Source organism: Falsiphaeobacter marinintestinus, from assembly GCF_007923355.1.
In the GTDB taxonomy this organism is placed as follows: Bacteria; Pseudomonadota; Alphaproteobacteria; order Rhodobacterales; family Rhodobacteraceae; genus Phaeobacter_A; species Phaeobacter_A marinintestinus.
The window spans coordinates 32,475-53,845 of record NZ_VOGO01000004.1 but is presented as its reverse complement, the minus strand read 5'-3'; the positions used below and the strand labels follow the sequence as shown (position 1 = coordinate 53,845).

The window sequence follows — 21,371 nt, the reverse complement described above, 5'->3', positions numbered from 1 at the left end:
CCGGTGTCATTTAAAGACTTCAGATTCGTTATCAAGTGAATCGGACCCTTCTACGGATACGCCTTCCAGGCCGACAACTTTGACGGCGCGTTCGATGTTGCGGGTTTGCGCGACCAGCCCGTCAATTCCGGCCTGGATCAGCGCGTTCCCGGCGTCATTGCCTGCAGCCAGCATCTGGTCATAGGCGGTTCCGGCCTCGGCTGTGGATTTGATCGCGCCCAGCGCCATCATTGTCATGTTCATATCCGACAACAGGGCGTCCGCCAGTGCGGCATCGCGCTGCGCGACGTAGTCATACAGCGACGGGCCTTCGACAACCGAACCATCAATGCGGACGTAGCGACCAGTATAAACATTCCGGATGCCCAGACCATCATAGTAGTGGCTGTTGTGAGTGTTGTCCGAGAAACAGTCATGTTCTTCTTCGGGATCGTGCAGCAGCAGGCCCAGCTTCATCCGCTCGCCCGCCTGTTCGCCATAAGACAGCGACCCCATGCCGGTGAAGGCCATCACCAGACCATCACCTTCGGCCAGATCAGCGCGGGCCTGACCACCGTCAACCCAGAGCGCGACGGCGTCTTCAAGGTCCGAGATCAGCAGATCGGCTGCGGCCACAAGGTACTGCGCACGGCGGCCGCAATTGCCGCCGGTACAGTTCGCGGTGTCAAAATCGGTCGCGGGGCGAGCGCCTGCGCCAGCGTCGGTGCCATTCAGGTCTTGCCCCCACAGTAGGAATTCAATGGCGTGATACCCGGTGGCAACGTTGGCTTCGATCCCGTCGAATTCATGCAACTGTTGCAGCAAGGCCGGCGTGATCTGTGCGGCATCCAGCTGAGCGCCCGAGATTTCAATGGCAGGGTTGGCGACGATATTGGCAAGCGAGAACGGGTTTTCGTCATTGCCACCCAGCAGCGGGTCAACATAGTCGATCAGACCTTCGTCCAGCGGCCAAGCGTTTACCTTGCCTTCCCAAGCGTCGACCGACGGGTTGCCAAAACGGAAGGCTTCGGTCTGCTGATACGGCACGCGGGCTTCGACCCAGGCTGCTCGTGCAGCCAAAAGCGTGGCATCGCCCGGCGCAGAGACAAGTGCGTCGATGGCACCTTTCAGCGCGGTCGCCTGAACCAGACTGTCCTGATATCCGGCCAACGCGATATTGGCGTAATTGTCGATGACCGCCTCTTTGTCGGCGGCATGCACGGCGGTGCTGAACGCCAGCACCAGTCCGAGAGAGGTAAGCGCGTTCTTCATGTGTCTGTCCCTAGATCAAGAGTTTAGCTGCTGCGAGAGGCGAACGATCACAGGCCCTGGCCCGATCTGTTTTTTCTCTGCGGATCGACAACGACGGGCTGCCCATAGGGCGACCGGGCGCTGCTTTGATTGAGCCCCTTTTATCTTGACTGTTTTAGTATGACAACATTTACCGAGTAAAAAAGTCAGGCTTTGGCAAGCTTGCGTAAAAGAAGGGCCCAAAGGCCCCTCTTAACTACGCATCTTGAGGCGTGTTTTACTTGCGCCAGATCCACATGGCGTTGTTTTCATGGTTGCCCGTGTCCTCGCCGATCACCACGGCCCCGTCAGCCAGAACGATCAGGTTGTCAGGGTTCGACACCGACCCGACCGGGCAGGCGTTCGGCTTGTTGTCTTTGTTGTACCCGTGACCGGCCACAACCGGGACCATTTTGCCGACGTTATAGTTGGCATCCAGCTTCATCTCGTAAACAACGCCGCACTTGTTCTCGGCCAGATCGATATGACCTTCGCCATCGGACATGGTTTTACCGATCGACGACATCGCCATGTACATGAACGGCACGGAGCCGTTGGCCGCCCCTGCATAGTTGATGTTCACGCCTTCCATCTTTCGGAATTCGCCGGTTGCGCCCTTGGCGACAGCCGCTTTACGCGACTCAAGGAACGGCACGCGGTTGTCAGCGGCGTCGCCCGCGGCCCAGGCCGCAATCTCGGCGTCGCTGATATAGTTGGTTTCACCCGCCTTGTAGTCGTCCATGCCGATGCCGTCATAGTCGCGGATCCAGCCTTGGATTTCTTCGTTGGTGCCATGCGCCAGCTCTATCCATGATATCTGCAACTCGGTGTCAGCACTGGCGGCACCCGCGCCACCCAGTTGGGTGATCCTGGCGGCATACAGTGTACCCGAAGACAGGTCGCCAGCGGTGTCTGCAATGAACTTATAGAACACAACGCCCGTGCCATCATCTGACAGATAGGCAGTTTTCATGTCGGGCATGACAACTGTGTTTTCGTGGCTATAGCGGCCCATGGCGAACTGCTTGACCGGCGTGGCCGACCCGGCGGGATCCGTGATTTCGACGATATAGCCATAGTCATAAGGGTTCGGATACTGGCCGTTGCCCAGATATCTGGCCAGCATCTTGTTGTCTTCGATGTATTTGTATTCAGGGTTGTTCCAGTCTGCGGTGGAGTCGAAATACAACTCCTCCGACGTCAGCGGTGTGCTCCACGGCGACATCGTGCCAAAGCAATTGACCCAGGTGCCTTTGACCGACGCAAAGTCGATCATATCGGTCTTGTTCATGTCGACCGACCATGTGCCATCGCCAGCGCGACTCATCATGGCGCGGGACATGCCGCCGGGGCGGTTTTCCCAGTTGGTGAACAGAAACCCGGCGTCGTCGCCCGTCGGCAGGAAGCCGTTGAAATCAGGATCGTTCGACACGATCAGATCTTCGCCAGCGATCGATTTGATGACACCGATTTTGCCGGCGTCGCCTTCCTGCATCAGGATCTGATAATCGCCCAGAGTCGACAAGACAACGGATTTGCCTGCGTCATCGGTCGGTACGGGCTGTTCGCCCGCAGCCCAGTTGACGTTTGATATGACGCCGACCGACGCCTTGGCGTATTCGTTCCCCAGATCTTTGAGCGGGTGCTGGATGTTGAAGAACAGGTCAGGCCCAACTTCATACATGCCAGTGATCTCTGCTTTCAGCGGCACGGTGGCCACCCGGGTCAGGGACTCCGCGTAAGCGGTGGTGGCTATCAAGGTGGTTCCCAGCAAGACTGCTGCAACGGATGCGCGATGGGCCTTCATTGGCTATCTCCAGATACATAAGTGACGCCCCCGACATGTGCCGGGTCATGCCGTGGTCTGATGCCAGCATCATATAACGGTGTTGTGACAATCCGACCGAAAATATGCGTACCCCCGAACCTGTGCCTGCTTAGCCGTTGTGCAGTCTGGATATCTCGCAGTGCAAACTGGCCCCGAAACACTTTGCCGCGCCTAGGTGCGTCAGCCAATCGTGGTACGGTCAATATGCATAGCGGATATTCCAAGCGCGTTCTTTTGTGCGCCGTGACACAGGCGTAAGGACCACGTCAGTTTTTCCCGATGCATCACATATCGCCGGTGCGCTACAGATTTTAAGGCCAGGGAGTGAAGGACGATGCTTTCAACTTGTGAAATGACTGATTTTCTTAAGCCAGGGCAGCGCTTGACCCGTGGTGCCAAGACAATTGCCCGCTGGTCCCTGATTGCTGTGCTTTCGGTGTTTTCAACCGGCCTTGTGACCAGTGCCCCGGTCGCTGCCGAATCGCCCTTCGAAGCGATTCTGGAGAAATTTGGGAAAAGCCGCGAACAGGACGGAATTTATCATTCCAACGGTCGGGTCGAAGTGCAGACCGTGAACGTCGCAACGAAGTATGCCGGGCGTATTGACTCTGTGAACGTACGCGAAGGCGATATCGTCACGGCGCAAGAGGTGATCGCTCAGCTGGACACCGCAGATGCTGCGGCCAAGGTAAACGCGGCCAAGGCCGCGATTTTGCACACGAAAGCAACCAAATCAGTGGCCGAAGCCACGCTGATGCAGGCCGAAAGCGCGCTGGCCGTGGCGCAGACGAACTACGACCGCACCGTCAAACTGAAATCCAGTGGGACAGTGGCGCAGGTTCTGCTAGACGACGCGACCAACACGCTGACCAGTGCCAAGGCAACGGTGGCGATGGCCAAGGCGCAGATCACCGACGCCGAAGCCCTGATCGCCGTCAGCGAGGCCGACGCAGAACAGGTTGTGCTGGCCCATGATGACCTGACAATCAAATCGCCGCTGCGGGGGCGCATCCTGTACCGGTTGCAGGAACCCGGAGAAGTCGTGGCCGCTGGCACGCCCATCGTGACCATGCTGGATCTGTCGGATGTGTACATGAATCTGTACCTGCCTGCCGCCGTGGTGGGCACCCTTGCCATTGGTGACGAAGCACGGCTGGTCATGGACCCGGTTCCGGAATTTGTCATTCCGGCACAGATCACCTTTGTATCACCGCTGTCTCAGTTCACTCCCAAAAGTGTCGAGACCGAAGAACAGCGCGAAGAGCTGGTGTTTCGGGTCAAGCTGACCGTGCCGCGCGACCTGCTGGCCAAGTTCGAACAAGAGATCAAGACCGGTGTGCGTGGCATCGGGTTCGTGCGGACAGATACCGGCACGCCCTGGCCGGATCACCTGACTGTCAATCTGCCGGACTGATCCGAGCATGGAGCATGTCGCCCGGATCGAACAGGTTTCGCATGTCTACGGCGGCGTGAACGCCCTGCACGACGTGTCCATCGATATCCCGGCCGGGCAGATGGCTGGGCTGATCGGGCCGGATGGGGTTGGAAAGTCGACCATGCTGGGGCTGATCGCGGGTGTGCGAAAACTGCAGCAGGGCCAGATCTCGGTTCTGGGTCACGACATGGGCGACCGGCAGGCCCGCAGCGCCTTGGGGGCACGGGTTGCGTATATGCCGCAAGGCCTGGGGCGAAACCTGTATCCAACGCTCAGCGTGCGCGAGAACCTTGATTTCTTTGGGCGGTTGTTCGGGCAAAGGCCGCAGGAACGCGCCGACCGGATCGATATGCTGCTGGACGCAACCGGGCTGGCGCCGTTTCCTGACCGCCCGGCGGGCAAGCTGTCGGGGGGCATGAAGCAAAAGCTGAGCCTGTGTTCGGCGCTGATCCACGACCCCGAACTGCTGATCCTTGATGAACCCACCACCGGGGTCGACCCGCTGTCGCGCCGCCAGTTCTGGGATCTGATCAACAAGATCCGGGACCAGCTGGACAACATGAGCGTGCTGGTCGCCACCGCCTATATGGAAGAGGCCGAGCGGTTCGACTGGCTGGCCGCCGTGAACGACGGCGCGGTCATCGCCACCGGCGCGCCTGCAGAGTTGCGCCAAAGTACGGGCAGTGACACGCTGGAGCAGGCATTTGTGCGGCTTTTGCCGGACAGTGATGGGAAGGATGCCGGGGTCACTCTGCGTCCACGACAGAAGTCGGATAGCGGGCCACCCGCGATTCAGGCCAATGGGCTGACGCGCAAGTTTGGCGATTTCACTGCGGTGGATAATGTCAGCTTTACCATTCCCGAGGGCGAGATCTTTGGTTTCCTGGGGTCGAACGGCTGCGGCAAATCCACGACGATGAAGATGCTGACCGGGCTTTTGGCCCCAACCAGTGGCACGTCCGAGTTGTTTGGCGAACCCCTGCTGGCCTCGGATATGGAGGCGCGACAGCACATCGGGTACATGTCGCAGGGGTTTTCGCTGTATGGCGAACTGACCGTGCGCCAGAACCTTGAGCTGCATGCCAAGCTTTATGGGCTGCCCGCCAGCGCCCGCGCCGGGCGGATCAAGGCGGTGCTGGAGGAGTTCGAGCTGGACGAGGTGGCCGCCTCTGCGCCGGAAAGCCTGCCGCTAGGCATCCGTCAGCGCCTGCAACTGGCGGTCGCCGTGATCCACGAACCGCGCATCCTGATTTTGGACGAGCCGACATCCGGCGTCGATCCGGTGGCGCGGGATGCCTTCTGGCGAAAGTTGATTTCACTGTCGCGCGACGACGGCGTCACGATCTTTATCTCGACCCACTTCATGAACGAAGCTGAACGCTGCGACCGGATTTCTCTGATGCATGCCGGGCGGGTTCTGGATGTCGGCAGCCCTGCCGAGATCGTCGAACGGCACGCAGCGGCGTCGCTTGAGGATGCGTTTGTCGAGCGGCTGAAAGAAGAAAGCCCTGACGAAGGTCGCGATACAGAATTGCCTGTGATCACGTCGCAAACAGCTCCGGTCGGGGCCGTGCGCGAGTCGGCAACGCGGTTGTGGGCGCACACGTGGCGCGAAACACTGGAACTGATCCGCGATCCGATCCGGATGTTCTTTGCCCTTGCCGGGCCTGTCATCCTGCTGGTGACCATCGGTTTCGGGATTTCATTCGACGTCGACAAGATCAGCTTTGCCGTCAACGATCAGGACCGCAGCCCCGAAAGCCGCCGCCTGATCGAGGCGTTTTCGTCGATCCCCCAATTCGAACAGCAAGATGATTTCGCAACCAATGCCGAGCTTGACCAGAGGATGGGGCGCGGCGACCTGACTGTCGCGATGGAAGTCCCCGATGGGTTTGGCAAGGGCCTGTATCAATCCGATTTCACCCCTGAAGTCTCCTTGTGGATCGACGGGTCAATGCCGTTCAGATCAGACACTGCGCGTGGGTATGCGATTGGGCTGCTCAGCTGGTTTTCCGGAATTCTGACAACGGAATCGGGTGGGACCGAAACCAGTTCGGCGTCGATCGAGACACGATACAAGTACAATCAGGCGTTCAAAAGCGCCTATGCCATGGTGCCGTCTGCTCTGATGCTGGTGTTGATGCTGATCCCGGCGATCATGTCCACGATCAGCGTGGTGCGGGAAAAGGAAACCGGCACCATTGCCAATTTCCGCTCGACCCCGGTACGCCGGTTCGAATTTCTGATCGGCAAGCAATTGCCCTATGTCGCGGTATCCTGGTTCAGCTTCTGGGTGCTGTATGCCATCGGTCGCGTTGTGTTCGGCGTGCCGTTCACCGGCTCCTTTCCGGCGTTGGCTTTGGCGGCCTTGCTGTATGTGACCGCGACCACCGGATTTGGTCAGGCGATGTCCTCGATTACGCGCACGCAGGTGTCGGCGGTGTTTGCAACCGCAGTGCTGTCGATCATTCCGACGGTGAATTTCTCGGGTCTGATCCTGCCGGTGTCGACGCTGGACACATCTGCGCGGCTGATCGGGCTGTCCTTTCCCGGCGCGTGGTTCCAGCAGGTGTCGGTGGGCACGTCGCTGAAAGCGTACGAATTTGCGGATGTTTCGGCCAATCTGATCATGCTGGGGGTCTTTTGTCTGGCCTATCTGGCCGTTGCAGTCGTCGGACTGCGCAAGCAGGAGGCGTGAGGATGCGAAATTTGCTGAACACGCTGCGCCTGACCATGAAAGAGCTGCGTGCGATCCGGGGCGACACGCTGATGATCGTGCTGATCATCTATGTGTTTTCGGCCGCCGTCTGGCTGGTGTCACAGGCCGCATCAACCGAGGTGCGCGATCTGTCAGTCGCCGTTGTGGACGAAGATCACAGCCAATTGTCGGCCCGCCTGATCGATTCCATTCAGGCGCCGCTGTTTACGACCCCTATTCTGCTCAGCCCCAAAGAAGCCGATCAGGCGCAACTGGATGGAAAATATGTGCTGGTGGTCAGCATTCCGCCCCGGTTCGAACGCGATCTGCGGGCAGGTAAAGAAGCGACCGTGCTGCTGCTGGCCGATGCGACTGCCGTTGCCTTTGCCGGGACCGGATCGACCTATATGGCGCAGCTACTGGCGCAGGAAATCACAGAATACCTGACACCAGGTGAAAGCGACAGTTCCTTGGTGGATGTGGTGTTTCGCAACCGCTTTAACCCCAACACGACGGCCATGTGGTTCTCATCCGTCATGCAATTGATGAGCAACGTGACTGTGCTGATGCTGATCCTGTCAGGGTCCTCGATGATCCGCGAACGTGAACACGGCACAATCGAACATGTCATGGTAATGCCAGTGCGCCCACACGAGATCGTTCTGTCCAAGATCGCGGCGACAGGTCTGGTCATTCTGGTGGCGTCGGTGCTGAGCCTGATCATCGTGGTCGAGGGACTTATGGGCGTCCCGGTTTCGGGATCTCTGGCGCTCTACGTCCTTGGGGCCGGTCTGTACGTCGTCGCGGTCGGGTCGCTGGGCCTGATGGTGGCCAGCTTTACCCGCAACATGGGTCAGTTCGGATTGCTGGTGATCCCGGTGATCATCATCTTGTACCTTCTGTCGGGTGGCGTGACTCCGCTGGAGTCCATGCCCGACTGGCTGCGCATCCTTATGCAATGGGTCAATCCGGCCACGCATTTCGTATCGTTCGCGCAATCGGTTCTGTATCGCGGCAGCGGGATTGAACTGGTGTATCCAGAGCTGCTGGCCATTGCCGCGATGGCGTCGGTTGCCGTTGCTCTGGTCCTTGTGCGGTTCCGCAAGATCCTGTCCTGACGGACGGGCCGCGTTCACGTCGCCTTGGTCTTTGCGCGCTTCAGGATACCGGACAGCTTCACCAGTTCCGGCACGATGATCACAGGCAGGGCCAGCAGGCCAATCTTCGCCAGTTGTGACACCGTCAGCGGCACCGTGTGCAGCACCGCCTGAAGCGGCGACCAGTACAAAGCAGCCAGTTGAAGGCAGAGCATGACACACAAAGCCAAAAGCAACGGCACGTTCGACAAATAGCCGATCCGGTACATCGGCAGCCGGAACGAGCGGAAGGCGAACACACAGGCCTTTTCAAAAACCACCATGGCCGTAAACGCCATGGTCCGTGCCAAATCTTCGCCCTGCGCCAGATTGCTATAGAACACCCACAGGCTGACCGAGCCTGTGTACAGCCCGAACATAAAGATCAGTGCCAGCCCCGGCGCATCCAGGATCGGTTGATCCTTGGCGATGGGCGGTTGCTCCATGACGTCAGGGGACGATTTCTCCATCCCCAACGCGACCGCCGTTACCCCATCGGTGACAAGATTCATCCACAGGATCTGCGTCGCCAGAAACACCAGCGGACCGCCAAGAAACAGGTTGGCCAGGATCGCCACAACCTCGCCCGCATTGGACGACAAAAGATACCGGACAAACCGCTGAATGTTGGCAAACTGGCGGCGGCCTTCTTCGATGGCGTTGACGATGGTGGCAAAGTTGTCATCCAGCAGCACAAGGTCGCTGGCGTCCTTGGCGACATCGGTGCCGCGCGTGCCCATCGCGATGCCGATATCGGCCTGCTGCAAGGCCGGGGCGTCGTTCACACCGTCACCTGTCATCGCAACAAGCTGTTCTTGCGCCTGCAGGCATTTGACGATGCGCATCTTGTGAGCGGGCGCGGTGCGGGCAAAATGGACGTTCCGGGCAAGCCGCGCGGTCAGTTCGTCGTCCGATATCTGATCAAGCTGCGCGCCGGTCAGCACCTCGTCGACATCGAGACCAATATCCAGCGCAATGGCGCGAGCGGTTTTCTGAGCATCTCCGGTGATCATGATCACCCGAACGCCGGCATGGCGGCACAAGCGCAACGCGCCGTGGATCTCAGGGCGCGGCAGGTCGATCATGCCGACAAGGCCCAGAAAGATCAGGTTTTCTTCTGCCGTGTCGTCGGCTTGCGCCGGTCGCGCGGCCAAAGCCAGAACCCGGCGACCCTTGGCCGCCAGCGCTTCGGCGGCCTGTTCAATATTGGTTCTTGCCTCGGGCGTCAGAGGGGCGGGGTCAGCGTCCTTTGCGATAACAGACGAACACACATCCAGAATAGATTCAGGTGCGCCCTTGGCCATCAGCGTCAGCGTGCCTGCGTCGCGCATGACCACGCTCATGCGTTTTCGGTCAGCGTCAAAGGGGCGTTCGGAGACGCGGCTTGCGGCATCCGGCAGCGGGGCCCAGCCCTTATAGGCCAGCGTCACCAAAGCGCCCTCGGTCGGATCGCCCACCATCTGCCATTCGGTATCAAGCCGATAGATCTCGGCATTGTTGCAAGCGATGGCCGCGCTCAGCAGGCGGGCAAGATGCGGATCATCGCCGTGCCGGACCCGCGCGCCATCGCGTGCAATATGTCCTGCGGGGTCATAGCCCGTGCCGGTGACGTCATAGCGGTCGATGGGGGTCCAGACCTCGGACACGGTCATGGCGTTTTCGGTCAGGGTTCCGGTTTTGTCGGTACAGATCACCGTGGCCGCGCCCAGCGTTTCGACCGCTTGCAATCGACGCACCAGCGCATGCCGGCGCAACATGGCCGTCGCACCAAGGGCCAGCGTGATCGTGACCACAGCAGGCAGGCCTTCGGGCACCATGGCGACAGACAGTGCGATGGCGGTTATGAACATCTCGTCAATAGGTTTGCCCACCAACACGCCCGCCAGAAGCACCAGCGCGGCCAGACCAATGGCAACGGCCCCCAGAAGACGCGCCAATCGGCTAAGCTGGGCCTGAAGGCGGGTCTGGTTCACATCGATCGAGGCCGTGAGTTCGGCAATCTGGCCGAACTTGGTGGCGGTTCCGGTCGTCGTAACCCCCCCTTCGGCACGACCGGCAACGATACTGGACCCCATGAACAGCACGCGATCATCGCCATCGTTTGTCTTGAGGACCGGCACGGATTCCCCGGTCAGAACGCTTTCATCGACCTTGAGCCGCTGCGCCGAGATCAGATCCATATCGGCGGGCACCTTGTCGCCGCTTTCGAGGATGACAAGGTCGCCGGGCACAATCTTGCGCGCGTCCAGAACCACCTGATGCCCGTCGCGGACAACACGGGCTTCGGTCGTGAGCATGCGTTTCAGGGCGGCCAGCGCGGTTTCGGTCCGCCATTCCTGCACATACCCCAGCACGCCATTTAGCAGCACAACCAGCAGAATGGCCCCGGCGTCAATCAGCTCTCCCATCGCTGCAGCGATACCGGCGGCGATGACAAGGATCACGATCAGAAGGCTGGTGAACTGCCGCGCAAAAATCGCCAGCCGCGACACGCGGCGGGTTTCGGAAATCTGGTTTGGGCCGAATTCGGCAAGCCGCTTTTCAGCGTCTTGCGTGGTCAGCCCATATGAGGTCACTTCGGTATCAGTCACCATGGTGCACCTGTCTTGGTGCCGCGGCGGGGCAGCAGGCTGCACGAATTGGTGGTGCGACGCAGCCAACGACCGGTATCACGCGGAATCGGGGCGATGATCTGCCGATACCGGGGGGATCACAACCTGCCAGCGAGAGACAATTTGACCTGTGCGACAAGGTGTTCAGCGATCTGCCCGATTTTTGGGGTTCCCGTTTCATGTGCTGTCGCATCCAGCGACGCAACAAATCCAACCGGGGTGTCGGCATGGTGCGCGTTGAGGAATAAACAAACTCGGGGTGGCTCATATGTTTAACTTGTTGTTCAATGCCCGTGATCGACTGCGTTTCGACTGGAAGGACGGACATCATGGGATTGCGCTTCTTTTCAACAAAGGACCGCCCATTTCATCTGGGCCCCTATCCGCTGGAACGGTTGAGCCGGACCGACGTCGCCCCGGATCTGACCAACGTACCGCCTGCTTTGACGCTGGACTTCCGTCGTTTGGACACGCCGCATTCGCTGGTCAACGCGATGGGCGAATATCAGGCGATGATGGATGTTATCCGCGACGGGCTGGTCAATCCAAACCCCGCTGCTGCGCCTACGGACCCGGTCGAGCGGGCCAATCACATGAAGTCGTTCGGTTACTTTCAGGACGCCGCGATGATGGGGGTTTGCCGCCTGCCCGATGCCGCGCATCTGGACACGCCAACGCGCAACCCAGACATTGACCGGCTGGCCGAGGATATTCGCACCAAGCAGACCAAGACGCTGGCCTCGGGCATTGACGAAATCATGGCGGGGCTGAAGGATTCGATCGAACAGCCACCGACTCCGATCGATACGCATACCCATGCGATCGTGTGCCTTTATGAGCAAAACCGCACCCCCCGCGCGGATGAGCCGGGCGGATCATGGATTGCAGATGCACAAGACCACCGGTCTGCGCTGCGCGCCACCGAGACGGCCGTTATCCTCAGCAGCTATCTGCACCTGCTGGGGTTCCGGGCCAAGGCGCACAGCGCGACCTCGTCTGATGTTGATCTTAACATGCTGGCGGTTCAGGCCGGATTGGCCACCGTCGAAGATGGCCGCCTTGTCGCGCCCTGGATTGGAGAAGGCTTTGGGCTGGCCGTCGTGACGACGAATATGGAAATGACGATTGATCAGCCCTTGTCCGCGATGAGGGACCAGCCGTGGTTCAGCACGCGCGGGCCGTCCTGGTGGCTGGGCAAAGGATCGATCCGGGGGGCGTTGAACGGCGATCCTTATGCGCGGCGCGACTACGTGCAGGGCGCGCATCCGTTCGAAAAGCTCAAGCGGGTCGAGACGCCGACAACCTACATCGACGAAGAGCGGGTCGCACGGGTGCCCAAACGCACCGACATGTTTGCCCGCGGCCAGTTCGGAGAGCTGGGCAAAAAGGTGCAGGAAAGCGCCACAGGCGGCTGGTACGCCCGCAAAAGCGCACATGCCTTTGCCCAACGACGGATGCTGGGCGCGTTCGTGTTGTTGCAAGACGGAGAGCCTGAGCAGGTCGCTTCCAAACCGACCGAGGCCGAGCAGAACGCGATCAACGTCAAAGCCGCCAGCTATTTTCTGGGCGTTGATGCAGTCGGGATTTCGCGATGCCCCGACTGGACGTGGTACAGCCATGACGCCACTGGCGCCGAACTGATCCCGCCGCATGATCAGGCCATCAGCATGATCATCGATCAGGGGTATGAAACGATGGAGGGTGCATCGGGCGATGACTGGATCGCTGTTGCCCAGTCGATGCGTGCCTACCTGCGGTTTTCGCTGTTGGGCGGCGTCATCGCCAAACAGATCCGCAACCTGGGCTATTCGGCCAAGGCACATAGCGTGATGGATGGCGAAGTCTTGCAACCGCCACTGTTGCTGTTGTCGGGTCTGGGCGAGGTCAGCCGGATTGGCGAGGTGATCCTGAACCCGCTGCTGGGGCCACGTCTGAAATCCGGCGTGGTGACCACCGACATGCCGCTGGCACACGACAAGCCGATTGATTTCGGTCTGCAGAACTTTTGCGAGAACTGCAACAAATGTGCCCGCGAATGCCCGTCGGGCGCTATCACCGCCGGGCCAAAACGGATGTTCAACGGTTATGAGATCTGGAAATCCGACAGCCAGAAATGCACAACCTATCGGGTGACAACCGAAGGCGGCGCGATGTGTGGCCGGTGTATGAAAACCTGTCCTTGGAACCTTGAGGGGTTGTTTGCGGAAAAGCCGTTTCGCTGGCTTGCCTCGAACGTGCCCAGCGCCGCGCCGGTGCTGGCCAGGCTGGATGACAAACTGGGCCATGGCGGGCTGAACGATGCCAAGAAATGGTGGTGGGATCTGGAGCTGAAACCAGACGGCGCTTACAAGGCACCCGCTCAGCCGATCAACCGCCGCGACCTGCAAACCGATCTGGACCTGAAATTCGAAGATCAGACATTGGCTGTCTATCCGGCCAACCTTGCCCCGTGGCCGTGGCCTTATCCGTTTCCGATGGATCGCGAGGCCGGCATTCAGGCCTATCAGGATATGATCAGCGCCGATGAGTACCGCGAGCGGCTGGCGCGCGGCGACACCGACGGGCTGGCCCATGAACGCCCAACTTTCAGTGACCCGCCGGTGGTCATGGCGCGGGTGTCCAAGGTCGACCGGATGTCGGCGGATGTCACGAAATATGAGTTCACCGCATGGGATGGCAGCCCCCTGCCCGACTGGACCGCAGGCGCGCATCTCGACGTGGTGGTCACGCCGGAATATCTGCGGCAGTATTCAATGTCGGGTAATCCATCCGACACCTGCACCTATCAGATCGGCGTGTTGCGCGAAGACGAAGGGCGTGGCGGATCGAAGATGCTGCACCGGATCTTTACCGAAGGACGACGGGTGTTCATTTCAAAACCCATCAACCATTTTGAGCTGGATGAGACAGCGACAAAAACCTTCCTCATGGGCGGCGGTATCGGGGTCACGCCGATGATCGCTTTTGCGCATCGACTGCACGCGCTGGGGCACGACTTTGAGCTGCATTATTCTGCCAGTCGCCGCGCGGATGCCGGGTATGTCGCAGACCTGCAAGCGATGCCCTGGGCCGACAAGGTACAGTACCATTTCTCGGATGAAGGCAACCGCGCCGATCTGGACAAGGTCTTGTCCGGGTATAAGGCGGGGTGGCATGTCTATACCTGCGGGCCGGATCGCTACATGGATGGGGTGATAGAGGCGGCTGATCGTCAGGGTTTTCCCGACGAGGCCAGGCATCTTGAGTATTTCTCGGTTCCGGAACAGCCAGACTATGTGAACCATGCCTTTACCATAAAGCTGGCCCGCACGGGCAAGGAACTGGCGGTGCCCGAAGACAAGACGATCGCGGATGTGCTGAACGAAAACGGCCTGCATGTGGACGTAAAGTGTTCGGACGGCATCTGTGGTGTGTGCAAATGCGGCCTTCTTGAAGGCGAGGTCGAACACCGCGATTTTGTTCTGTCCAATGCGCAACGGGAACACGAGATCATAACCTGTCAAAGCCGCGCCGCCGAAGGGGTCGAGACGATCACGCTGGATCTGTAAGGCTATTTCGACTCAATCGGCAGATCGAAGCTGCGCTTGGACAGGTTCAGCGCGGCAGGGGCGGCGGGGAACTGACCGGCACGCTTGACGGCATTCAATGCCACCCGGTCGATCTGACCGTTGCCGGACGATTTAACCAGTTTTGCGCCCAGCAACTGCCCCTGACCTGACACGGTGATCCGCACAACGGCTGTGCCGCGCCCTGCCCCCTTCGGAACCCGGCGGGCGACGCGGGCACGGATCTGACTGCCCCATTTCCTCACAAGCGATGTGCGCTTAGATTTCGACAAGGTCGCGGTTTTGGCGGTGCCATTGTCGCCCTTGGCCAAGGCACCACCGCTGCCCTGCGCCTTGCGTGCGTTGATCTGAATGGAGTCTTGGGACGCGGACTTCTTCGCGGGCGTTTGTTTGGCTTGTTTCGGCTTGCTCGGTGCCGGTTTGGCCGCTGCCGGACGCTGTTTGGGCCGAATTCCCGGGGCTGGCGGCGTTGTTTCCATATCCGCCTGGGGCATGGCATCCGGCGTTAACATGGCCAACGTCGCAGGCGCGGGTGGCGGCGGCGACAGTTGCGGCGCAGCCGGTCTGGGCGGCGTAGTCGCCGAACGCAATGGCGCGGGGCTTTCAGCATTTGGCGACACGTCGGCGACATCGCGCGGGGGCGGTGACGATATGTCTGGAACCGGCGAGTCAGCCTGTGGCGACATCGGGGTGTGCCCCGGCAGGGCGGTCAGGGTCGGGATCGACATCATGGGCTTTGGCATATCCGGCAGTGACGCGCTGGGCTGCGCGGCAGGAGCTGTCGGGTGAACCGGTGCGGCTTGGGTTTGCACAATGTCAGCGGGGGCTGGTGAGGCGACCTTGTCCACAGACGGTTCCTGAGACGGTGCTGTAACCGCCTTTGGCGGTGGCCGTGTGGCTGTCGGGCGTTGCGTCGGTTGCGGCGGAACTGGAAGCGCGGTCTTCACAACCGGGGTTTCAGGCGCTGGGGCAACAGCGTTTTGCATTTCGGGCGGGGTGTCCCAACTGTCGACCATGTTGGCGACTGACGCGTTCGACGCCATCAGTTGCACCAGATCTTCGCCACCGTCCCCCGCGCTGACCAGACCGTCATCCTGATCTGGCGTCCAGACCGCAAAGTGCAGACCAGCGGCGATCAGAGCAAAGGCGGAAACTTCAAAAACCGTGCGCATCTGGTTACCTCGTTGCGGACACAAGTTTGACCTGCCGAATGCCGACTGAGGCCAGTTTCGGCAGGAGTGTCGCAATGACTGCCCCCTGCACGGTTTTGTCAGCGCGCAGCATCAGCGGTTCGTCCGGATCAAACCCGGCCAAAGCTGCCAGAACGGCCTCTTCCCCCTGCGCCCCGCCAAAAGCAAGGTCCCCTTCTGCCGAGATATGGAGGATACTTTGACCTTCGGCAGGGGTCTCAACAGCAGCTTCGGGCAACTCGACCGCGAACGGTTCAGGCGGTACGATGCGGGCCGTCATCAGGAAAAAGATCAGCAGCAAAAACACCACGTTGATCATCGGGATGATGCTTTCGCCCTTGGGCCTACGGCGGGGGCGTGCGAACCGCATGGCCTAGTCCACCAGCACAAGCGTGTCGAAGCCAGCCGCAGACAGGTGTTCCATCACCGTCACGACCCGCTGCAGATCGGCCTGATCGCGCGGACGCAGGATCACAGCATCGGTTTTCTCGGCCACCATCGCCTCTAACCGGGCGGTGGCGCCATCAAGGTCGGTGGGCACCCCGTTCAGGGCCAGCCCGTTCGGTAGGATCGTCAACAGGCGCGGTGGGCCCTGATATGGTTTCTCAGAGGCCCCCGTTAGCGGCAGGTCGATCACCACGTCCTGCCCGAACCGGGCCGCCAGCATGAAGAATACCAACAGCAAAAACACCACATCGATCATCGGCGTGAGGCTGGGCTTGCGCCGGATATGGGTGGGACCAAGTTTCACCGGGTCACTCGGCAGCAGCAGCCATGGCGGGCGGGGGCGTGTGGCGGGTCAGGATACGGGTCACCGCGTCTTCCATATCGGTTTGCGCGCGGTCCGCGACGCTTTCAAACCACGTCAGCGCAACACCGGCCGGGATGGCCACCGCCATGCCTGCAGCGGTGGTCAACAACGCCTCCCAGATACCGCCAGCAAGGGCTGAAGGGTCGGCCTTGGCCCCAGCTTGCTGCAAGGTCTGGAAAGCCGCGATCATGCCCAGAACGGTACCGAGAAGACCCAGCAAAGGCGCGATGGTCGAGATCAGTTCCAATGCGCGCAGGCCCGTTCGGGCGCGGGCCAGCTGGCCGCTGGCGACGCGTTCAACCTCTTCCCGGATCTCGGTTTCGGAATACGCGCCCCCCATCCGCGCGGTGACGGCTGACCGTGCCACTACAGCCCGCACAGAGCGACGCCCGTCCAGCAAGGCCCGTGCGCCGCTGCGGTCGCCAACCGCCCAGCGTTGCACGGCTTTTTCAGTGGTCCGCCCGGCCCAGGCCCCCATCAGGATCAGTCGCCAGACCTTCCACAGGATCAGGGCCGTGGTCAGAACTGACAGGATCGCGATCGCCCAGATGGCAGGGCCACCCTTGTTCAGAAAGGCTTCGATTTCGGTCCAGCGTGAAAGCAGGTCCATTCCTTGGTTACTCCGTATTGGGTTGGAAATCCGATGGCAGCTCATCCGTGCTCATCCCGAATTTGAGCAGGTTGCCGTGTGGATCATGCAGGTAAAATTCAGTCATGCCCCAAGGGCGGCTGACAATGTCGGACAGTTGTGCCGGGTTTCGGGCGCGCAAGGCTGCGTGCAGGGCCAGAATACCGCCACCACGCACATAGCAGCTGGTTTCGCTGCACACCTCGGGGCGAGTGGTAAAGCTGTAGTGAAGCTCGATCCCGTGGCCACGCAGGACGGCATAGCCATCGCCGAAGGATTCGACGTCAAAGCCAAGTGTTTCGGCAAAGGCGCGCGTTTCCGGGATCGACGGCGTCAGCAAGATCGGGATGGCCTGAAGATCGGTCATGTTATTGTGCTGCCATGGTTGCGGCGTGCGGCAACAGATAGGTGCCGCGCAGCGGAGCGGTGTTGACACGCACGCTGCAGCGATACGCGCGGCTCAGAAGGTCATCCGTGACGACCCGCTCCGGAGCGTCCTGCCCCAGAATATGCCCCTCGGAAATCAAGGCAACGCAATCGGCAAACATTGCTGTCAGGTTCAGATCGTGCATCACGGCAACAACGCCGCCCCCTGTATCGGCATAGTCACGGGCGATCTGCATCACTTGCAACTGATGCCCGATATCCAGCGCCGACACCGGTTCATCCAGAAACAACCAACGCGGCTGGCTGTTTTCAACCGGCTGCCAGACCTGCGCCAACACGCGGGCCAGTTGCACGCGCTGCTGTTCGCCGCCCGACAGTTCCTGATAAAACCGCCCGCCAAATCCGGTCAAACCGACACGGGCCAGCGCCTGCGGGATCAGGTGGTCCTGCGCTGCGGTCACGCCGCTGGTCAGGCCCAGACGCACCACTTCGACCACGGTAAACGGAAACGACAAGGGCGTCGCCTGAGGCAGGACGCCCCTTACAGCCGCCAGTTGCCATGGCTTCAAGGTCGTAATGTTGCGGCCGTTCAGCAGAACCTCGCCCCGATAGGCGGTTTCACCCGTCACGGCGCGCAACAGCGTGCTTTTTCCTGATCCGTTCGGGCCGACAATGGCCGTGATCTGCCCCGGCGCGGCGGTCAGCGTGACGTCATGCAACACGTCGCGACGGCCATAAGAGACGGTGATGTTTCTGGCATTCAGCATAGCATCACATCTCAAGAATGCCGCGACGGCGCAGCAGGATCCACAGGAAGAACGGGCCGCCTATGGTGGCGGTTACGATACCGATGGGCAGTTCGGCAGGCGCAATGACCGTCCGGCTGATGACATCCGCCACCAGCAAAAGCGCTCCGCCCAGAAGGGCCGAGTTGATCAGCAGAAAGCGGTGATCCGGCCCCGAGGCCAGCCGCAGAAGATGCGGCACAACGATGCCGACAAAGCCGATGCCTCCGCTCACGGCCACGGCAGCACCGGTGGCCGCCGCAACGGCAAGGATGGCTGTGTTCTTCAGCCGTTGCACAGGTACTCCCATGTGACCGGCGGCCGCCTCGCCCAGCGCCAGCCCGTTCAGACCGCGCGCCAGAAAAGGTGCAGCCGCCATTCCGATCAGGATCAACGGGGCGGCGGCCAGAACTTTGGACCATGTGGCCCCGGCCAGCGAGCCCATCGCCCAGAACGTCAACGTCCGCAGTTGCGCATCATCGGCGACATAGATCAGCGCACCGGACAAAGCGCCTATCAATGCGGCCAAAGCGATCCCGGCCAAGAGCATGGTGGCAACCGATGTGCGACCCTTGCGCGTCGCAACCCGGTACAGGATCAGGGTGGTGACCCAACTGCCGCCAAAGGCTGCAATCGGGACAAGGTAATACCCAAGCGAGACACCAATCGCGGCAGGAAGCAGGCCACCAAGGACAATGGCCGCAATTGCACCCAGCCCGGCCCCCGCGCTGACGCCGACAATGCCGGGATCGGCCAGCGGATTGCGAAACAACCCTTGCAGCACCGCCCCGGACACGGCCAATGCGGCCCCGACCAGCGCGCCCATGACCGTTCTTGGCAGGCGGATATCGAACAGAACAACCGAATCCCGCAGCGACAGTTCATGGCCGTTTGCAGCTTGCGCAAGCGCCGTCCAGAGCGATGCGCCGGATGCGCCGACGGCCAGGCTTAGCAGGCAGGATGCGGCCAGACCGGCGAGCAGAATCCCGGTCAGCGTCCGCGCCGTGTGGCTGCGGTCGCCGGGCAAAGGCGCTGCCGGGATTATTTCGCTCAGAACCGCCACGTCAACTTCCGGTCGCCTGAAGCGCTTTGGCCAGATCGCGCACCGCGTCAGCGGTTCGCACCGAAAAGCCAAGCATATACATGCCGTCCATGCGCACGACCGAACGGGTGGCGGCAGCCGGTGTTACAGCCAGCGCAGGGTGTGAAAACAGCATATCATCCGTGATGCCGTGATCGCCGGTGCGGTCCATCAACAACACGACCTCGGCACCGCTTTGGGTCAGTGCCTCATCCGTCAGCAGCTTGTATCCTTCAAACCCGGTCACAGCGTTTTCGCCGCCCGCCATACCGATAAGGGCGGCTGCTTCGGTATTGTTGCCCGCCGCCATGATGCGCCCGCCCTGCATGGACAGAATGAACAGAACCTTGCGGCTTTGCAGATCGTCGGCCCCGGCAAGGGCCGCATCCAGTTGATCGCCGACGCGCGCGGCCAGATGTGCGCCCTGATCTGGCACGCCCAGCGCCTTGGCCACAGCGTTGATCTTGGCCAGGATCGCGTCGCGTGTGGTGCCGCCGGGGATTTCGATCATCGGGATCGAGGCCGCGCGCAACAGATCGATGGCTTCGGGCGGACCTGCGCCGTCTTCGGCAAGGATCAGATCAGGATTGGCGGACAGGATGCCCTCGGGGGACAGCCGGCGAATGTATCCGACAGATGGCAGATCCAGCGCCGCTGGCGGGTGGTTCGAGGTGACGTCGCGCGCCACAAGGCGGTGCTCCTGACCCAGCGCATAAACGATCTCGGTCACCGCCCCGCCGACCGACACGATACGCTGCGCGGATGGTTCCGCGCGGGCAGCGATAACTGTCAAGAACACCAAAGCCACGCTCATGGCGGCCTGAAGCAGGGCCAAGGGTGAAAACCGGATCATGCGTCGATGCCCTTCGTGAGTTCGATGTCGGCAACCACCTTGGCCCATTGCGCGGCTGCGTCCGGGTCTTTCAACACGCCAAAGAATTGTGCGATCACCCAGCCTTCGGCGTCAAACGCCTCGACTGAAATCGCGGGACCACGGCGGGTGCTTTTGGTGACGGCCCAAACCTCGGCAATATGGTCCTTACGCAGGTGCAAATCGAAACCGGGGTCCAGAACATTGATCCACGGCCCCATTTCAACCACGCGTGTGATCGGACCGGTGTGGATCTCGATACAGCCGGGGTTGCCGACAAAGACCATGATCGGAACAGCCGTTTCAGCGGCCTGATACATCAGCGCTTCAACCGCATCCGTCGACAGCCTGCGCGCGTAGGGCGCACCGGCGATGTGGTACGCGCCCAGCCGGTTCATTTTCAGCTTGCGGGTCATCTGCAGGAACTGATGGGTGTCAGTCAGTTTGTCCCATTCAGCGCGCAGTTCATCCGCGCGGGCCGGGTCGCCTTTCGGGGGTTCGGTCGGGGTGCGGCGCTCAACGCTGAGCGTGTCGCTTTGATCTGCAATGCGCAGCGCTTCAACAACGCCGTCCCATTCTTCAACGATCGAGGCGGGGCGCAGATGCACCTTGTGGATGGCATCACCCGCCGCGTCAAAGATCTGGATCGACCGCTGCAGGCCCTTGTCGGTTTGCTTTTCAACGGCAAACCCGTGCACCCAGTGGCGCGGGAACATCCGCATGTCGATCTCGCCGTTCACGATCATCGATGCGTGCTGACCCGATGTGAACTTGTCATAAGTCCCGACCTTTTCGATCACGCAACTGGCATTGCGGGTCAACGCCATAACCTCGCCCAGACGCAGGATGGCCGGCATCAGCGCCTCCATGTCCGCCGTGATCCGGGTGACGCCCTGCCCGACATGTGCGGCAACCAACTGGGCCTCGGACACGCCGAGCTTTTCGGCCAGATCGCGTTCACGCAGCTTTGCATCATCACGGCGCGCCGCACGAATTTTCTCAGACGACAGTACGTCTTCCATAGTCATGGAAGTCTCCTTGGTGGTTATTCGATTGTCAGGATGCGTCTGGCTG

At 60.8% G+C, this 21,371-nt stretch carries 16 protein-coding genes; 4 read left to right on the top strand and 12 right to left on the bottom strand.

What is annotated here, in order from left to right; genetic code table 11:
- Positions 1 to 6: 6 nt before the first annotated feature.
- On the bottom strand, positions 7 to 1,251 hold the full coding sequence (locus FOY56_RS10055) for an imelysin family protein (RefSeq protein WP_146345717.1): 1,245 nt from the start codon (positions 1,249 to 1,251) through the stop codon (positions 7 to 9).
- Positions 1,252 to 1,507: 256 nt separating this feature from the next.
- Entirely contained in the window at positions 1,508 to 3,076 is a 1,569-nt protein-coding gene (locus FOY56_RS10050) for an alkaline phosphatase PhoX (RefSeq protein ID WP_146345716.1), read from the bottom strand.
- Positions 3,077 to 3,479: 403 nt separating this feature from the next.
- Here FOY56_RS10050 and FOY56_RS10045 point away from each other — a divergent pair, with 403 nt between their 5' ends.
- From FOY56_RS10045 to FOY56_RS10035, 3 genes are read left to right on the top strand one after another with little or no spacing between them, the layout of a single operon-like run.
- Positions 3,480 to 4,511, top strand: a complete 1,032-nt coding sequence (locus tag FOY56_RS10045) for an HlyD family secretion protein (RefSeq protein WP_246139452.1) — start codon at positions 3,480 to 3,482, stop codon at positions 4,509 to 4,511.
- Positions 4,512 to 4,518: 7 nt separating this feature from the next.
- Entirely contained in the window at positions 4,519 to 7,230 is a 2,712-nt protein-coding gene (gene rbbA / locus FOY56_RS10040; RefSeq protein ID WP_146345714.1) for a ribosome-associated ATPase/putative transporter RbbA, read from the top strand.
- A gap of 2 nt (positions 7,231 to 7,232) precedes the next feature.
- A complete protein-coding gene (locus FOY56_RS10035; protein ID WP_146345713.1) occupies positions 7,233 to 8,348 on the top strand; it encodes an ABC-2 transporter permease in 1,116 nt (371 codons plus the stop codon).
- Between the two features lie 14 nt (positions 8,349 to 8,362).
- Here FOY56_RS10035 and FOY56_RS10030 read toward each other — a convergent pair whose 3' ends face one another.
- On the bottom strand, positions 8,363 to 10,960 hold the full coding sequence (locus tag FOY56_RS10030) for a cation-translocating P-type ATPase (RefSeq protein WP_146345712.1): 2,598 nt from the start codon (positions 10,958 to 10,960) through the stop codon (positions 8,363 to 8,365).
- 347 nt (positions 10,961 to 11,307) lie between these two features.
- Here FOY56_RS10030 and FOY56_RS10025 point away from each other — a divergent pair, with 347 nt between their 5' ends.
- Entirely contained in the window at positions 11,308 to 14,526 is a 3,219-nt protein-coding gene (locus tag FOY56_RS10025) for a reductive dehalogenase (protein WP_146345711.1), read from the top strand.
- Between the two features lie 2 nt (positions 14,527 to 14,528).
- Here FOY56_RS10025 and FOY56_RS10020 read toward each other — a convergent pair whose 3' ends face one another.
- From FOY56_RS10020 to FOY56_RS09980, 9 genes are read right to left on the bottom strand one after another with little or no spacing between them, the layout of a single operon-like run.
- On the bottom strand, positions 14,529 to 15,716 hold the full coding sequence (locus FOY56_RS10020; protein ID WP_146345710.1) for an energy transducer TonB family protein: 1,188 nt from the start codon (positions 15,714 to 15,716) through the stop codon (positions 14,529 to 14,531).
- Between the two features lie 4 nt (positions 15,717 to 15,720).
- Positions 15,721 to 16,104, bottom strand: coding sequence for an ExbD/TolR family protein (locus tag FOY56_RS10015; RefSeq protein WP_146345709.1), 384 nt, complete (start codon positions 16,102 to 16,104; stop codon positions 15,721 to 15,723).
- Between the two features lie 3 nt (positions 16,105 to 16,107).
- The gene (locus FOY56_RS10010) at positions 16,108 to 16,485 is read right to left on the bottom strand and encodes an ExbD/TolR family protein (protein WP_342779787.1); all 378 of its coding nucleotides are present in this window, start codon (positions 16,483 to 16,485) and stop codon (positions 16,108 to 16,110) included.
- Between the two features lie 4 nt (positions 16,486 to 16,489).
- On the bottom strand, positions 16,490 to 17,155 hold the full coding sequence (locus FOY56_RS10005; protein ID WP_246139451.1) for a MotA/TolQ/ExbB proton channel family protein: 666 nt from the start codon (positions 17,153 to 17,155) through the stop codon (positions 16,490 to 16,492).
- Positions 17,156 to 17,162: 7 nt separating this feature from the next.
- Positions 17,163 to 17,540: a DUF8817 family protein gene (locus FOY56_RS10000; RefSeq protein WP_146345707.1), complete on the bottom strand. Its 378-nt coding sequence runs from the start codon at positions 17,538 to 17,540 to the stop codon at positions 17,163 to 17,165.
- 1 nt (position 17,541) lies between these two features.
- Complete coding sequence (locus tag FOY56_RS09995) at positions 17,542 to 18,327, bottom strand: heme ABC transporter ATP-binding protein (RefSeq protein WP_146345706.1); 786 nt, start codon at positions 18,325 to 18,327, stop codon at positions 17,542 to 17,544.
- 4 nt (positions 18,328 to 18,331) lie between these two features.
- Positions 18,332 to 19,408: a FecCD family ABC transporter permease gene (locus FOY56_RS09990; RefSeq protein ID WP_425468360.1), complete on the bottom strand. Its 1,077-nt coding sequence runs from the start codon at positions 19,406 to 19,408 to the stop codon at positions 18,332 to 18,334.
- A 1-nt stretch (position 19,409) separates the two neighbouring features.
- On the bottom strand, positions 19,410 to 20,279 hold the full coding sequence (locus tag FOY56_RS09985) for a heme/hemin ABC transporter substrate-binding protein (protein ID WP_146345705.1): 870 nt from the start codon (positions 20,277 to 20,279) through the stop codon (positions 19,410 to 19,412).
- Complete coding sequence (locus FOY56_RS09980; RefSeq protein ID WP_146345704.1) at positions 20,276 to 21,325, bottom strand: hemin-degrading factor; 1,050 nt, start codon at positions 21,323 to 21,325, stop codon at positions 20,276 to 20,278. Before FOY56_RS09980 ends, FOY56_RS09985 begins: the two co-directional genes overlap by 4 nt.
- Positions 21,326 to 21,371: the final 46 nt, after the last annotated feature.

Coding starts and splice junctions, on each gene's coding strand:
- FOY56_RS10055 (WP_146345717.1), bottom strand. CDS start 1,251: ATGAAGAACGCGCTTACCTCTCTCGGACTGGTGCTGGCGTTCAGCACC.
- FOY56_RS10050 (WP_146345716.1), bottom strand. CDS start 3,076: ATGAAGGCCCATCGCGCATCCGTTGCAGCAGTCTTGCTGGGAACCACC.
- rbbA (WP_146345714.1), top strand. CDS start 4,519: ATGGAGCATGTCGCCCGGATCGAACAGGTTTCGCATGTCTACGGCGGC.
- FOY56_RS10035 (WP_146345713.1), top strand. CDS start 7,233: ATGCGAAATTTGCTGAACACGCTGCGCCTGACCATGAAAGAGCTGCGT.
- FOY56_RS10030 (WP_146345712.1), bottom strand. CDS start 10,960: ATGGTGACTGATACCGAAGTGACCTCATATGGGCTGACCACGCAAGAC.
- FOY56_RS10025 (WP_146345711.1), top strand. CDS start 11,308: ATGGGATTGCGCTTCTTTTCAACAAAGGACCGCCCATTTCATCTGGGC.
- FOY56_RS10020 (WP_146345710.1), bottom strand. CDS start 15,716: ATGCGCACGGTTTTTGAAGTTTCCGCCTTTGCTCTGATCGCCGCTGGT.
- FOY56_RS10015 (WP_146345709.1), bottom strand. CDS start 16,104: ATGCGGTTCGCACGCCCCCGCCGTAGGCCCAAGGGCGAAAGCATCATC.
- FOY56_RS10005 (WP_246139451.1), bottom strand. CDS start 17,155: ATGGACCTGCTTTCACGCTGGACCGAAATCGAAGCCTTTCTGAACAAG.
- FOY56_RS10000 (WP_146345707.1), bottom strand. CDS start 17,540: ATGACCGATCTTCAGGCCATCCCGATCTTGCTGACGCCGTCGATCCCG.
- FOY56_RS09995 (WP_146345706.1), bottom strand. CDS start 18,327: ATGCTGAATGCCAGAAACATCACCGTCTCTTATGGCCGTCGCGACGTG.
- FOY56_RS09985 (WP_146345705.1), bottom strand. CDS start 20,279: ATGATCCGGTTTTCACCCTTGGCCCTGCTTCAGGCCGCCATGAGCGTG.
- FOY56_RS09980 (WP_146345704.1), bottom strand. CDS start 21,325: ATGACTATGGAAGACGTACTGTCGTCTGAGAAAATTCGTGCGGCGCGC.